Origin of the sequence: Flectobacillus roseus, assembly GCF_030056595.1 — a bacterium.
GTDB classification, from domain to species: Bacteria; Bacteroidota; Bacteroidia; order Cytophagales; family Spirosomataceae; genus Flectobacillus; species Flectobacillus roseus.
This window is the reverse complement of sequence record NZ_JASHIF010000002.1, coordinates 266,680-282,879: the sequence shown is the minus strand read 5'-3', so window position 1 is coordinate 282,879 and position 16,200 is coordinate 266,680. Positions and strand designations below refer to the sequence as shown.

At 38.1% G+C, this 16,200-nt stretch carries 7 protein-coding genes; 6 read left to right on the top strand and 1 reads right to left on the bottom strand.

The genetic code is table 11. The annotated features are described in order from the left end of the window. Positions 1-75: 75 nt before the first annotated feature. Positions 76-486, top strand: a complete 411-nt coding sequence (locus QM524_RS01245) for a DUF983 domain-containing protein (RefSeq protein ID WP_283343118.1) — start codon at positions 76-78, stop codon at positions 484-486. A gap of 918 nt (positions 487-1,404) precedes the next feature. Here QM524_RS01245 and QM524_RS01240 read toward each other — a convergent pair. Beyond that, complete coding sequence (locus QM524_RS01240) at positions 1,405-4,032, bottom strand: glycoside hydrolase family 2 protein (RefSeq protein ID WP_283343117.1); 2,628 nt, start codon at positions 4,030-4,032, stop codon at positions 1,405-1,407. Between the two features lie 299 nt (positions 4,033-4,331). Here QM524_RS01240 and QM524_RS01235 point away from each other — a divergent pair, with 299 nt between their 5' ends. The 5 genes from QM524_RS01235 to QM524_RS01215 all read left to right on the top strand — a co-directional run bounded on the left by QM524_RS01235 (position 4,332) and on the right by QM524_RS01215 (position 16,116). Next, positions 4,332-6,971, top strand: a complete 2,640-nt coding sequence (locus QM524_RS01235) for an alpha-L-rhamnosidase (RefSeq protein ID WP_283343116.1) — start codon at positions 4,332-4,334, stop codon at positions 6,969-6,971. A gap of 144 nt (positions 6,972-7,115) precedes the next feature. Further along, positions 7,116-9,068 (top strand): helix-turn-helix domain-containing protein, encoded by a 1,953-nt coding sequence (locus QM524_RS01230; RefSeq protein WP_283343115.1) that lies wholly within the window; start codon positions 7,116-7,118, stop codon positions 9,066-9,068. A gap of 788 nt (positions 9,069-9,856) precedes the next feature. Beyond that, positions 9,857-12,847: a SusC/RagA family TonB-linked outer membrane protein gene (locus QM524_RS01225; protein WP_283343114.1), complete on the top strand. Its 2,991-nt coding sequence runs from the start codon at positions 9,857-9,859 to the stop codon at positions 12,845-12,847. A gap of 70 nt (positions 12,848-12,917) precedes the next feature. Further along, the gene (locus QM524_RS01220) at positions 12,918-14,507 is read left to right on the top strand and encodes a RagB/SusD family nutrient uptake outer membrane protein (RefSeq protein ID WP_283343113.1); all 1,590 of its coding nucleotides are present in this window, start codon (positions 12,918-12,920) and stop codon (positions 14,505-14,507) included. A gap of 295 nt (positions 14,508-14,802) precedes the next feature. Next, complete coding sequence (locus QM524_RS01215) at positions 14,803-16,116, top strand: SusE domain-containing protein (RefSeq protein WP_283343112.1); 1,314 nt, start codon at positions 14,803-14,805, stop codon at positions 16,114-16,116. Positions 16,117-16,200: the final 84 nt, after the last annotated feature.

Sequence of the window (16,200 nt, the reverse complement as noted above, 5' to 3'; positions counted from 1 at the left end):
TTTTCTACCTAAAGCCTACGGCATACAGCTTAAAGCACATAAATACAATTTTGTTTCATATAAATATTTTTAGTCATGAACGAATATCAAAATATAAAACTCGATGTCGAAAGAAGTAAAACACGTGCGATGATAGAAATGCGTTGTCCGCAATGTCGCCAAGGAAAAATGTTTAAATATGCTAACTGGCGCGTTGACAAATTTGACGAGATGCACGATAACTGTCCTGTTTGTGGGCTACATTTCGAGGTAGAACCTGGCTTCTGGTATGGTGCTATGTTTGTGAGCTATGGCTTTTCGGTAGCGATATTGGCTATCATGGGTGTTGTAATCTATTGGGGCTTCAACGATCCTTCGGTTTTGGGTTATATTGTTCCTATTCCAATTGTATCCTTGATTGCGGTACCATTCAATTTTAGAATGTCGAGAAGCGTATTCTTACATCTATTTGGTTTTGTCAAATACAAACCAGAGCAAACAGCATAGAAATCTTTTCCCTTGTTATATAAAATAATTCCTCAAACAATTGAGTGATTTACAATTGAGTGAATGAGTGATTGTGTGAAAATTTGTTTTCAATCAGTAGAGACGCAATGATTGCGTCTCAAGCCAAGTGAAATCTAGTATGGTAGCATCAAAAAAGCGGTCGAAAAAATATTTTTTCGACCGCTTTTATTGAAATTTATAAAGTCATCCAAGTCTCAAAATGCTGAATGAATCATGTTTGAAGGTTCTAAGTTTTAAAACTTTTGAAAAAATGAGTCCAAGACTAAGTCTTGAACTAGGTTTTTTAATTCAATAATAAAGCCCTGTAACTTTTGTAATTAAGGTATCTTTTGACTCAGGTTTAAAAGCTCCATTCTTCAATCTTTCGTAATTAAAAAAACTTTTGTCTCGACTAGAAATTATACATTCCCTCCAAGGCTGGGACTTGTATAAGAAATAGAGTATCTCATTATTATACTTCACCACAAGAATATTTTGGTGAGAAATAACTTCTCCATCAGTGTAAATCTCGATTAGGTAAAATTCCTGATAAGGCGTATTATTGGGCACATCCCTCATATACTTGAAAAAGGTTGCCCTTTGGTAATAATCAACACTATCGCTTAGAAAGTGAGATAGATTATTTTTTTTCAAATTACGTGTATTGAAGTCTTGCCAATTAATTACCTTAAAAAAGGTTGATAGCAATACTTCATCCTTTTTATGGTTACACTTTTGAAAAAAAACGATAAATAGCATCATTGTAACGAAACCAAGATACCTCATAAAATTGGGCATTTTCCCTATTCTGTTTAAAACACAATATATATTCTAAACCTTCTACTTTAAGAATTCCAAGTTTTAAACTTTTGAAAAAGTAGTCCAAGACCAAGCCTTGGACTAGAGTTTACATTCGTTTTACTTTATGTCTATATATCGGATAGGTAAATTCCAGCCTTCAATAGAAATTTGAGTTGGTTGAGCACCTGCTTTTGCCTCTAAAACTACTTTCTTGGTTGTTTTTGGCGTAATCGAAACATAATTATCATCATAGAAAGTTGGCAAGATACGCTCTTTAGTTTGGGTATTTACCAAGGAAACACGATTGAAGAATGCTATAGTTTTTTCGTCTTTGTTCGTCAGGCTCACTTCTATTTTATCTCCTGAAATACGTTTGGCAATCACTTCCAAATTGGCAGATGGCATAGTTTGTAAACCAGAATATTTACCTTCAGCATTCGGATACCAATAGAAGTTATCACTTACAATCTTCTGATTTTCGTCCAATAATTGTAGTGATAAAAATGACCCATCTTTTGCGCCTAACTCATCTAAGATGTTTTTAACGGATAAAATCTTCTTAATGGATGTCGCCTCGATGTAGGTAAATACTTTGGTGATAAGTTTGGAATTACCTTTAGTGTCATAAGCTGTAGCCACCAGCATCAAATTTCGTTTGGCAGTAAAATCATTATTCACCATCATCAACATGCCATCAATTGGATTTGCCATGATATGCACCAATTCACTACCGCTACGCAATCCATACAAACAAGCATTTGGGTCAAGATAATAGTCATACATTTGTCCACGCATGGCAGTCCAAGGGTTTTGGGTTTTCCAAATAATAACTCCTGTGTACCAATCCCACTGATGAGCACTAAAACCTTCCATCAAACCACGATACTGGTCGTAGTTGACTAGCTGTGCCTTCAAACCAAAATCTTTAATGTCCTTTGGCTTACCGTAAGGGTCGATAAACTGATTGTAGCCCACACCCGTGTAAGTATGGTATGTCCAAACGGTATCTGGCTTTGTGCCTGAGTTATGGTATGGCACTTTTAAATTTTCTTCTGGAATAAATCTTTTCAATGATTCATAGTCCCCTGTCCCTACCGAACCTACTTCAGAGTTGAATGGGAAAGTGCGCTGTTGCCAAAATACCTCCAAAGGTTGAATTCCATAAGGGCCGTCGCCGTTACCACCAAGAAAGTTGTAAGACATCGCATCTGAGTTTGAATAGTCTACAAACCAACGAGTTCCGTCGAGTTCTGGTAAAATTTTATCACGCAATGGCACTAAAATATCTTCAGGAGGTGTAATTTCATTTCCTCCGCACCACATAGCAAGCGAAGGGAAATTGCGTACCATTTTAATCATATCTGCTGCCGACTCCAAAAACAAAGGATGATTGTCTGGATATTTACGACGTGTCCATTGGTCTTCTTTTTTCATAGGATCAATCCAACGACCATTGCAGTCGCCCGACATCCAGAAATCTTGAAATACCAATAAACCGTATTTGTCACAAGCTTCATAAAACTCTGGACGCTCTACCAATGCCCCACCCCAAATACGAATCAAATTCAGGTTCATATCTCTATGGTAGCGAATTTCGGCATCATAGCGTTCTTTTGAAAAGCGTAACATCGCATCAGAGATAATCCAGTTACCACCTTTGATAAAAATCTTTTGACCATTTACGGCAATCTGACGGCTTTGGGTAGTAGTATTCCATGAGGTTTGAATTTCGCGAATACCTACTTGAAGTTTCTCAAAATCGGAAACTTTTTGACCGTTTGGTGTAAAACTAAACTCAGCATCATATAAATTCTGAGCGCCATAACCTGCTGGCCACCACAACTTTGGATTGCTTACAATCAAGTCTTTGATTTTGTAGGTTTTGCTCGATTTGGCTGGTAATGTTAGTTTTTCGGAGACGGTTTGTCCATTAATTTTAAAAGTCAATATTCCAGAAACTGGGCTATCGCTGGTATTTTCCAAATCTGCGGTGGTTCTCACCGTAGCTGGTTGTTGCGTACCTTCTGGTGTACGAACACCCGACACAAGGGTAATTACATGAGGATCCTTGAGGTTGACTAAGCCTGTTTTTTCAATCTGCACTTTGTCCCAAATACCTGTATTTCGGTCACGAATCGGGCGAATCCAGTCCCAACCTGCGGTGTATTGTATGGCTACATTTTTGGCGATTGTTCCATCGCCACCTTGTCCACCATTTGGATTGCCAGGAGAGTTAGAAGGATATACAATGACTGCCAAGCGGTTTTTGCCATTGATTGCCAACAAGTTAGTAATATCAAATGCTTTGCGCAAAAACATCCCTTCGAATGGCTCTTTATTGACTTTCTGACCATTGACGAAGATTTCGCAAGAGTAGTTGATTCCTCTAAATTTCAACCACACTTTTTCTCCTGATGCAGGCTTTTTTTCCTCAAAATCCTTTACAAACCAATAGGTATAATACTCCTTTCCGACATGATACACATCAGGAATTTTCTCATTATTGAGTCCATAAAATGGATCAGGAATTTCTTTGTTAGCTAATTGAGTCGTCAAAACCGTTCCCGGAACTACCGCAGGTTTCCAAGTAGAAAGGTCAAATTGAGGACTAGAAATCTGCGTACCCGAAGCCTGAATAGTGTTTGCTTTGGTACATTTCCAACCTTGGTTTAGCTCATAACTTTGTTGCGCCATAGCTGGCAAAAAGCCAACTGAAAGCAAACAAGTCTTAAGCGCAAGTTTCATTTTTTGTTTGAACGAATACATAAATTTAGATTTAAGAAAATTGGGAATTATTGAGAGTGAAACCCTTCCTTTTGCTCAATGGGCATTTTTCTCAGTATTATTTTTATATTAAATATACCTAAAAAAAGCCTAGACATCGACGGAAAGGAAGTATTTCAAATATAGGTATTCAAGAAAAGTAATTAACCTGAATTATCTGGAAAATCTATTCAATCAATGATTATTAATGTTAGCACATGACACTTTTTATCCGAAAAAATGAAACCTTGTTTCCTCAAAAATCACTCAATTCTATAATCATGAAACGTATTATATCGCTCCTCAGCGCTGGAATTCTTTTGAGCAGTATTTCTTTATTGGCTCAAACGCAAAAGCTTCGCTGTGAATATTTAGAAAATCCCTTAGGAATAGACCAAACAGCACCACGATTCGCTTGGGAGTTTAGGGCAAAGCAAAATCCTGTCGCAGTCAAAATCTGGGTTAACACCGATTCGCTAGCATTGGTAAAAGGTCGTAATAATACATGGGTATCGGCTAATATCTCCTCATCCCAACAGTTAGCCACTTATGCAGGCAAACCTTTACAATCTTTCCAGAAATACTATTGGAAATTGGTCGATAAAAACAATCAAACGCTGAGTGCCATTGCTAGTTTTGAAATGGGTATGCTTCAGCCATCCGACTGGAAAGGTGCATGGATAACTGATGGGCAAGGGAAAGAGGAAAAAAATGCGCCCTATTTTAGAAAAGCCTTCGAAGCAAAAAAAGAAATTGTTTCAGCTCGCGCCTATATTGCGGTGGGTGGCTTGTATGAGTTAAGTATCAATGGACAACGAGTAGGCAATCACCGCCTCGACCCGATGTACACTCGTTTCGACAGACGAACCTTGTACGTAACGTATGATGTTACGATGCACTTACAACATGGGAAAAATGCCATTGGTGTATTATTAGGCAATGGCTGGTATAATCACCAATCTACAGCGGTTTGGTTTTTTGATAAAGCTCAATGGCGTAATCGTCCCACTTTTTGTTTGGATGTACGCATTACCTACAAAGATGGCTCAGTTGAAACCATTAGTTCTGGCAAAGATTGGAAAACTTCAGAAAGCCCAGTAACATTTAACAGTATTTACACAGCAGAGCACTATGATGCAAGACTCGAAAAAACAGGATGGAATTTGCCCAACTATGATGACAAAACATGGAAAGATGTCATTTATCGAGCAGCGCCTTCTACCCATATTGTAGCACAAGCGCTTCATCCGATTAGGCACACGAATGAAATTTTGAGCAAAAATTTAAAAACATTTTCAAAACAAAACTATGTATTTGATTTAGGCGAAAATATTTCGGGCGTTTCCTCGATAACCGTAAAAGGTAATGCAGGAACTGTCATAAGACTAAAGCATGGTGAAAGATTATTGCCAGACGGACACGTTGACCAATCAAATATTGATGTGCATTATCGTCCTACTGACGACAAAGACCCTTTTCAAACGGACATCTTTATTTTGAGCGGAAAAGGAGAAGAAACCTTTACCCCAAAATTCAATTACAAAGGTTTTCAATATGTGGAAGTCAATAGTTCAGAACCAATTGAGCTTGTGCAAAATAGTATAAAAGGCTATTTTATGCACTCAGATGTCCCAGCTATTGGAAAAATTACAAGTTCGAATCCAACCTTGAATAAAATCTGGGCTGCTACTAATCGCTCCTATTTGTCTAATCTTTTTGGCTACCCAACCGACTGTCCTCAAAGAGAAAAAAATGGTTGGACAGGCGACGCCCATATTGCCAGCGAAACAGGTCTATATAATTTTGACGGTATTACTATTTATGAAAAATGGCTAGCCGACCACCGTGACGAACAACAGCCCAATGGCGTGCTTCCATCAATTATTCCAACGGGAGGATGGGGTTATGAATGGGGCAACGGACCAGATTGGACAAGTACAATCGCCATTATTCCTTGGAATATCTATTTGTTTTATGGAGATAGCAAACTGTTAAAAGACTCTTATGAGCCTATCAAACGCTATGTTGACCATATTACCGATATCAGTCCTAATGGATTATGTACTTGGGGATTAGGCGATTGGGTTCCTGTAAAATCCAAAACACCTGTAGAATTAACCTCAACGGCATATTACTTTGTGGATGTAACTATTTTGGCAAAAGCTGCCAAATTGCTCGGAAACCAAAGTGATTACCTTAAATATTCAGCCTTAGCAGAAAAGATTAAAAAGGCATTTAATCAGAAATACCTGAACGAGCAAACTGGCATTTATGGTGCAGGAGTACAAACAGAACTCAGTGTTCCACTTTATTGGGGCTTAGTTCCTGAAGCTTTGAAGTCAAAAGTAGCGAAAAACTTAGCTGATAGAGTTGCCCAAGACAATTATCACTTAGACGTAGGTTTGTTGGGAACAAAGGCTATTTTGAACGCATTAAGCGAAAATGGATATGCTTCTGTTGCTTACAAAGTTGCTTCACAAGAAAGTTACCCATCATGGGGCTGGTGGATTGTGAATGGTGCTACAAGTTTGTACGAAAACTGGCCTATTGACGCCAAATCGGATATTTCGATGAATCATATTATGTTTGGAGAAATTGGCGCGTGGCTATACAAAGGCTTAGCAGGAATTTTCCCAGACGAGCAAGGGGCTGGTTTTAAAAGCATTATTCTTAAACCCAATTTTGTTGAAGGTTTAGCAACATTCTCAGCGGATTTCGAATCCCCAAGAGGTTTGATTCACTCTGAATGGGAACAAAAAGGTAATACAGTAATTTATAAAATCGTAGTGCCATCAAATGCCTCCGCTAAAGTACAATTACCAGAAGGATACAAGGTAAAAAGCATTAATCAAAAAGCTATCTCGACTCCACAAGTAGGTCTTTTATCTGCTGGTGAATATACCTTACTCATTGAAAAATAGAGATTGGGCAGAGATATTCTGAACACGCCTAGCAAGGCTTTAGAAAAATGTGCCACGCATTCATCTCAATGGAATTAAAATAATCCCTAATTTTGTTCTATTCGTGCAAGTCTGCTAGGTGTGTTGTTTAGATTACCAATTATTATGAAGTTTCAAAAAGTTATTTTTAGTACTATATATCTACTTTTGTTAGGCCCTTGGCTACATGCGCAAATCAGATTTGAGGTGCATATTCCAGCACAGGACCGTTCAAAAAATCTTCCTATTTTTATAGCTTGTAGTTTCAACAATTGGTCTCCTGGCGACCCTAATTTTCGATTAGAATCGATTGGAAATAATACATACGCCATTGACCTTCCTGATACGCTTTCTTATTTTGAATACAAATTTACCCAAGGCTATTGGACCCAAGTAGAAGGTGATTCGCAAGGACATAGCCGCCCCAATCGGGTGTATGATAGACTGAAGGAACAAAACCCTCAACTTTTGAGCCTTCAAATCGAAGGATGGGAAGCCCGTCCTACCTATCGTTTTTACATCAAAAGCCTTCCTAAAAATACGCCTCAAGATGCGAGTATTTATATTTCTGGGAACTTCAATAATTGGGACCCTGGCAATGAAAGCTACAAACTTCAAAAGCAGTTTGATGGGACTTATAGGGTAACTGTTTCTACAGAATTAGAAAAACTAGAATACAAATTTACGAGAGGAAATTGGGAGACCGTTGAAGGTCAGGAAAACGGGAAAGCTTGTCCTAACCGTGCGCTGTATCGCAAAAGTGACTTCCGATTGGAAGAAATTCCAGTAGATATAAAAGGTTGGGAGGATCTTACGGGGACCTTCAATTTTTACTCAATATACGATTTACTCATTCTATTTTCGGCGTTTCAATGTATTTTGCTATTGGTTGCTATTCCAACTATGCAAGACTACAATCGCAAGGCCAATCAATGGCTATTGCTCTCTATCGCCTTTACGGCTATTGTCCTAATTATGAAAACATTGACAGGCTACAGAGTTATAGCAGAACAATACAGTCGCCTGCTGTTGATTCCTGATTTTGCCTTGTTTTTGTATGCCCCTTTATTCTATTTTTATTTACAAAAACTTCTTTTCAAAACACCTCAAATGCCTGTAAAATGGTGGTTACATTTTATTCTACCCATTTTTCAGGTATTGGTATATATGCCCTTCATGCTATTGGGTTCGAAAGAGTTACTCATTAAGTTATTGAACAAAGAGCAAGACCTTCATTTCGTTTCAGTGATTGCAGGAACTATTTCGTGGTTTGTCAATATATTTTACTGGTTTATCAACTGGAAATCAGTCGAGGGATATAACAAACAATATCCAAATCAAGCATCAAATGAGCAAAATACTGATTATTTACATACTGTATTGATTCTTCAGGCGATATGCCTTGTATTATGGGCTTTTACAGGACTACTCATATTTGGCCAACGATTTTTTGCATGGGATACCGTTTTATTGGCAGACAAGAGTATCGATATTATTTGGTTGGCATTTTCGGCTATTCCCTATTTCTTGGGATATTTTGCCATTCACCAACCTGAGATTTTCAAAATAGTCAAAACTAGTCTTACTCAGGTCAATATTTTGCCCAATAAGGCATCAAATGATACGCCATCGGTATTGTCTAAATTACCAGAAATTTCACCCGAAATCATACCTCAAACAGAAGAAACTCCTGTACAAGACATTGAAAAAGATGCCAATCACGAGCAACTAATTGCTAGTTGGAAGGAAAAAATTGATGAGTTTATGAACTCAGAAAAGCCCTACACCAATGTAGGACTTACCCTAAATGAGTTGGCGGGAATGCTAAAAATCACACCACATTTGCTTTCGAAGGTAATTAATGAAGCGTATCAAAAAAACTTTTTTGACTTTATCAATTCCTACAGAATTGAGGAATTTAAAATTCGTTTTGAAGATCCTCGCAACAGACAATTCACCATGTTGGCCATTGCATTTGATGTAGGTTTTAATTCGAAAACCGCCTTCAATCGTGCCTTCAAAAAAATGACCTCCCAAAGCCCAAGAGAATATTTCTTCGACTCTCGTGTGGAGGAATAATTTAATTTTAGCAGGTATCATTTTAGAGGCAATGCATTGCGTCTAAAATGACACCTGCATTTAAAAAATAATCACTTATCCACTCAATCACGATTCACTCAATTATCAACCTCTCTGTATCTCTTCTAATTTCATTTACCATTTGTACAATTCCATCACTTTCTTGGTTTAAGTCGATATTCATAAAAATATCCCGTACCTTTGCAGTCTTTTTCAGCTAAAAATGAGAAAAATCTATCAAAAATAAGTACCATTTTATAAAGTGGACTATCCAAATAGTCATACAAAAGATTGAAAAACAACAAGTTGACTTTTATTTAAAAATAAATCTTCAAAAAGTACAAAATACAGAAAGTGGGACGACATGAGCCAGACAAGCATAGTACTTTTGTAAGAAAATATTTGAAAATTTCTCACACTTAGAGAAGACACATTTTTATAAACTAAAACTATTTCTCTCTTTTTGAGAGTAATGTACCAATTAATTATTATGAATTTTATTTACTTCCTCAACACTATTTCCCCTAAGATTCAACATCTTTTTGGGCAATTACATTTTCGAATTACACTTCATCTTTCCATATTTTTTCATTCCCTATCCCGAATGAAAAGCTTTCATTTTATAAGGTAAAATCTCAAAAAACCAGAACTATTGAAGGGCTTTTGAGATAGTCCAAATTCAATCCAATTATATTTTTCGGTAATGACGGAGTCGGCAAAAGTGGTTTTGCTGATAGCTCCTTGATTACCTTTTTTAAACCAATAATCCATTAACCAATTTCAATTTTATGTTTCAACAGAACTACGGAGAAGAATTAAAAAATTCTCGTTCGGAAGCTAGATTTTCTTTCGGTAAGAAACTCTGGCTATTGATGATGTTTAGCTGGGTGAGCGTAGCAGCTTTTGCCCAAAACAAGGTGACGGGTACTGTAAAAGATGCCAAAGATGGTTCACCACTTCCGGGGGTAACTATCCAAGTAAAAGGACAGACAAAAGGTACGCAAACAACAGGTGATGGTAAATACCAAATCAATGTCGCTGATAACACGGTATTGGTATTTAGTTTTATCGGAAAAGCAACGAAAGAAGTAACAGTAGGTAGCCAGACAGTGATTGACGTAAGCCTTGAAGATGATATAAAAACATTGGGAGAGGTTGTGGTAATTGGTTATGGTTCGCAAAAGAAAAAGGACTTGACGGGTTCTGTTGCGGCGATTAACTCAGAAGATTTTAACAAAGGTAACATTGCTTCGCCTGACCAATTGGTTGTAGGTAAAGTAGCAGGGGTTCAAATTACGTCAAACGGTGGTGCGCCAGGTGCTGGTAGTACAATCCGTATTCGTGGAGGTGCATCTTTGAATGCCAACAACGACCCACTTATTGTAATTGACGGTGTGCCTTTAGACAACTCAGGTATTTCTGGTGCGCCAAGTGCCTTGAGTTTGATTAACCCGAACGACATCGAGTCGATGAACATTTTGAAAGATGCTTCGGCAACAGCAATTTATGGTTCACGTGCTTCGAACGGGGTAATTTTGATTACTACTAAAAAAGGAAGCAAAAACGGTGGTTTGAAAGTAAACTTCAGCTCACAAGCTTCATTGGCACAAAGCACAGGCTTCACAAAAGTGCTTTCAGCTGACCAATTCCGCACAATGATTAATGAAAAAGGTACTGCTGCTCAAATCGCTGTTTTGGGAAAAGCAAATACTAACTGGCAAGAGCAAATTTATCGTAATGCATTAAGTTCTGATAATAACTTAAGCGTTTCGGGTTCTTTGAAAAGTGTTCCTTTCCGTGTATCGGTAGGTTATACTAACCAAGACGGTATCTTGAAAACTTCAAATATGGGTCGTACTTCTGCCTCTATCGGCATTTCTCCTACCCTTTTGAATAACCACTTGAAAATTGATGTGAATTTGAAAGGCTCAAACGTTGATAATACTTTTGCTAACACAGGTGCTATTGGTGCAGCTATTGCATTTGATCCAACTCAATCTGTTTATTCAGGCAATAACAACTACGGTGGTTATTGGGAATGGTTAAACTCAGACGGAAAACCAAATACGATTGCGCCACGCAACCCAGTTGGGTTGTTGAACCAAACTAGCGATAAAAGTACAGTTCAACGTAGTATTGGTAATATTCAATTGGATTACAAATTCCATTTCTTACCAGAATTACGTGCCAACTTAAACGCAGGTTATGATGTAAGTAAAAGTGACGGAACAAGATTTGTTCCTGCGACGGCGGCGGCTAACTATAGCACAGCAGGTGAGAAAACGGTTTATACTCAAAATAAGACCAACAAATTGTTTGACTTTTATTTGAACTATACCAAGGAATTGAAAGAGATCAAAAGTAGAATTGACGTAATGGCTGGTTACGAATACCAAGATTTCTTGACAGAAAGTACTAATATTAGAACAAACGCAGAAGGTTCAACGACTTATACCAATAGTCCATATAAGACACAAAACACTTTGGTATCATTCTTCGGTCGTATGAACTATACTTTTGACGATGCCTATTTGTTGACTTTCACAGTTCGTAGAGACGGATCTTCAAGATTTAACCCAGACAACCGTTGGGGTACATTCCCATCAGCAGCATTTGCTTGGAAATTGAATGAAATGTCTTTCTTGAAAAACTCAAATACCATTTCTGAATTGAAATTACGTGTAGGTTATGGTATTACTGGTCAGCAAGATATTGGTCAAAACTATGCGTATTTGCCAAGATATACTGCCTCTTTAGACAATGCTCAATACCAATTAGGTAACACTTTCTATACAACACTACGTGCTGAAGGTTATGATGCTAATATTAAATGGGAACAAACAGCTACGTCTAACGCAGGTATTGACTTTGCCTTCAAAAAAGCAAGACTTTCGGGTAGTATCGACTATTACTACAAAAATACAACCAACTTGTTGAATGTAATTCCGGTAGCTGTAGGTACAAACTTGACAAACCAATTGTTGACAAACGTTGGTTCAATGGAAAACCAAGGGGTTGAATTAGCCTTAAACTACAACCCAATTCATACGGACAAATTTGACTGGAATGTAGCTTTCAACGCAACATACAATGTTAACAAAATCACCAAATTGACTAACAACAACGACCCTTCTTACCAAGGTGTATTAGTTGGCGGTATTGCAGGTGGTGTAGGTAGTACCATCCAAATCCACTCAGTTGGTTATCCTGCTTATTCATTCTACGTATTACAACAAGCTTATAATTCAAACGGTAAGCCTATCGAAGGAGTTTATGTTGATAGAAATGGTGATGGTATTATCAATGTGGATGACCAATATCGTTACAAATCTCCAGCACCAAAAGTATTCTTAGGCTTCAACTCCCAAATGACTTATGACAACTGGAGCTTTGGCTTTGTGTTGCGAGGTAACATTGGCAATTACGTGTACAACAACGTAAAATCTTCGAACGGAGCCTATATCAACTTCCAAGGTTCGAACGGATACATCGCCAACCTTTCACCAAGTGTATTCGATTCTCAATTTGCGAAAAACCAGTTTTTCTCAGATTACTACATGGAAAATGCTTCATTCGTAAGAATGGAAAACATCACGTTGGGTTATACATTCAAGAAATTCTTGGGTAACAAAGTTAATATGCGATTGAATGCCACAGCACAAAACGTATTTACTATTACTAAATACACAGGCTTGAACCCAGAAGTTTCGGGTGGTATCGACAACAACGTGTACCCAGTACCACGTACTTACTCTTTAGGTTTGAACATAGGTTTTTAATCGAATTCAATCCAAGAGCGATAACAACAACTTAAATTTCCTATTCAAGTATTATTAAGGATACAAAGAAATGAAAACAAGATTTTTCAAAAATATAGCATTATTCGGAGGGTTAGCAGCCAGCTTATTGGTTAGCTCATGTACGGGTGATCTCGACAGAACTCCTTTTATTGAAGTAACATCGGCTACTGTGTACAACAACCCAGCAGCCTACAAACAAGCCGCTGCAAAATTATATGCAGGATTGGCACTAACAGGTCAAGAAGGGCCTGCTGGTAAACCTGATTTGGGCGGAATCGACGAAGGTTTCTCTAGCTACTTGCGTCAGTACTGGCAGTTACAAGAACTTCCGACCGACGAAGCTGTGATTGCTTGGGGCGATGCTGGCTTGCCAGAAATGAACACCATGCAATGGTCTTCAAACAACCCATTCGTAAGAGGTTTGTACAACCGTATTTTCTACCAAATTGCAGCTTGCAACGAATATATCCGTGAAGCAAGTGATGCCAAATTGAGTAGCCGTGGTATTACAGGAACTAACTTAACAGACGTAAAATACCTCCGCACAGAAGCTCGTTTCCTTCGTGCTTTGAGCTACTGGCATGCGCTGGATACGTTCGGAGGAAATGTTCCTTTCGTAACAGAAGCTGATGCAATTGGCTCTACATTACCAAAACAAACCAACGCTTCTGCTTTGTTTAATTACATCGAAACAGAATTGAAAGCTATTGAGCCTGATATGATGGATGCTCGTAAAAATGAGTATGCTCGCGCCGATAAAGCTGCTGTTTGGATGCTATTAGCCAAATTGTATTTGAATGCTGAAGCGGCTGGTGTTGGAGCAAAATACGCAGATGCTGCTACTTATGCTAAAAAAGTAATTGATGCAGGTTATAGCTTAGAGGCGAAATACACAAATCTTTTCAGAACTGACAACAACAATTCTAAAGAGATTATATTCCCTGTGGCGTTTGATGGTGTTCATACAAAAACTTGGGGTGGAATGACATTCCTAGTACATGCACCAGTAGGAGGTTCAATGTCGGCAGCATCGTTTGGTATCGATGGTGGCTGGGGTGGTTTGCGTACGACAAAAGCGTTTGTAAGTCTATTTGCTGACCCTTCTGGCAAAACTGATACTCGTGCGATGTTCTACACAGACGGACAAAAATTGGAGATTGAAGATTTGACTCAATTTTCAAATGGCTATGCGATTTCGAAATGGAAAAATATCTCTTCAACAGGTGCTCAAGGTTCTGACATTGTACACCCAGATACTGACTTCCCGATGTTCCGTTTGGCGGATGCGTATTTGATTTATGCTGAAGCAGCGGCTCGCGGTGCTGGCGATCGTACTTTGGCTTTGCAATATGTAAATGCACTTCGTACACGTGCCTACGGTAATACGAATGGAAACATTACGGCTGCCCAATTAACGGCTGACTTTATTTTGGACGAGCGTGCTCGTGAATTATACTGGGAAGGTTCTCGTCGTACTGACTTGATTCGTTTTAACAAATACACTTCAGCTACGTATGTTTGGCCTTGGAAAGGTGGCGTAAAAGACGGTAAATCAGTAAGTGATTTCTTGAAAGTTTACCCGATTCCATCTACAGACCTTACTGCTAATCCAAACTTGAAACAAAATACAGGATACTAAGGAGTGAAGAGTTTTTGAGTGTGGAGTTTTGAGTTTTTGATATTTTCAAGGCTCCACACTCAAAAATATCAAAGCTTCTAAATTAAGTAAGAGGAAAGATTAAATGAGTGTCTGACAATTGATATTCGATTAACCAATAACTTCCTTTTACTTGAGCATTAGTGCAAAATAAGATTTGATCAATTTTGAGTGTAAAATATTGATAAATAAAAAAATACATTCGCAATTCACAACTCATAATTCAGCACTAATACTTTCCTGATCAAAGTCAACTTTAACATAATTGGACTCAGAAATGAAAAAGATATTTAGTACTTCTTTAATCGTTATGGCTTCTCTATTTGTTTTCACTTCTTGTGAAAAAGAAGAGGACAAAGCCATCTTGAATACGAATGCTGTGCCTTCGATTCAACTTTCAGCAAACACGGTGGTGTTGACCAAAGACAATGCTGATAAAGATGCAGTAACACTTTCTTGGCCAAAACCAGATTATGGTTTTTCTGCAGCGGCGTCTTACACAATTTTGATTGATAAAAAAGGTGGTACTTTCGTAGCTCCAGTTTCTATCACAACGAATACAGGACTTACCAAAACCTTCAAAACGTCGGAATTAAATGCTATTTTGATTAAGTTAGGCTTAGTTGCTGGAACTGCTGGAGATATCGATATCCGTGTGGTTTCTAATGTGGGTGATAATACTTCAAAAACGTCTTTCACTTCTCCAACAATTTCATTGAAAGCAACCCCATATTTGGATAAGCTTGATTTAACTACTATTTGGGGTGTAGTTGGAAGTGCTGCCGTTAATGGTTGGAATGGTCCAGATATGCCTTTCTACAAGACTGACAAAACCGATGAAATCGTAGCATATGTTACATTGTTAGATGGCGAAATCAAATTCCGTAGCAACAACAAATGGGATGTAAACTACGGTGATGATGGTGCTAATGGTACATTAGAATCTGGTGGTGCTAATATCAAAGTAACAGCGGGTACATACAAAATCACGTTCAATACAGCTTCTTTAACTTATACAATCGAGAAATATTCTTGGGGCTTAGTAGGAAGCGCCACGCCTAGCGGTTGGAATGCACCAGATGTTCCTTTAACTTATGACCCAACTACTGACACATGGAAAGCAACAGCTTTCTTAAAAGCTGGAGAAATCAAAGTGCGTAAAAACGAAGATTGGGGTGTAAACTACGGTGGCACTGCTGGAACCTTGGTACTTAGTGGCGATAATATTGCGGTTACTGAAGGAAATTACAATATTACTATCGACTTCAAGAAAATGAAATTTACGGTTGAAGCTACTAAGCCTTGGGGTGTTGTAGGTGATGCTGCTCCAAATGGTTGGAATGGTCCAGATGTAAAATTCCGTCCTGATTTTTACACTGAAAACGTTTTTGTGATTGATAATGTAACTTTAGGAACAGGTGAAATCAAGTTTCGCTACAACGACGCATGGGCAGTAAACTACGGCGATGATGGTGCTGATGGAAATTTGGAAGCTGGCGGTGCTAACATTAAAGTTACAGCTGGTAAGTATAAAATCATCCTTGATTTGTCTAATGCTAGCAAGCCTAAATACACATTGACCAAAAAGTAATTGTACCCTAAGTCAATATAACAAAAAGCAAAGTGGTTTAGCACAATAAATCACTTTGTCTTTTTGCCCTAGCATATTCCCCCC

Bases quoted from the DNA above. Each gene is read 5' to 3' on its own strand.
- QM524_RS01245 (WP_283343118.1), top strand. From the start codon at position 76: ATGAACGAATATCAAAATATAAAACTCGATGTCGAAAGAAGTAAAACA.
- QM524_RS01240 (WP_283343117.1), bottom strand. From the start codon at position 4,032: ATGAAACTTGCGCTTAAGACTTGTTTGCTTTCAGTTGGCTTTTTGCCA.
- QM524_RS01235 (WP_283343116.1), top strand. From the start codon at position 4,332: ATGAAACGTATTATATCGCTCCTCAGCGCTGGAATTCTTTTGAGCAGT.
- QM524_RS01230 (WP_283343115.1), top strand. From the start codon at position 7,116: ATGAAGTTTCAAAAAGTTATTTTTAGTACTATATATCTACTTTTGTTA.
- QM524_RS01225 (WP_283343114.1), top strand. From the start codon at position 9,857: ATGTTTCAACAGAACTACGGAGAAGAATTAAAAAATTCTCGTTCGGAA.
- QM524_RS01220 (WP_283343113.1), top strand. From the start codon at position 12,918: ATGAAAACAAGATTTTTCAAAAATATAGCATTATTCGGAGGGTTAGCA.
- QM524_RS01215 (WP_283343112.1), top strand. From the start codon at position 14,803: ATGAAAAAGATATTTAGTACTTCTTTAATCGTTATGGCTTCTCTATTT.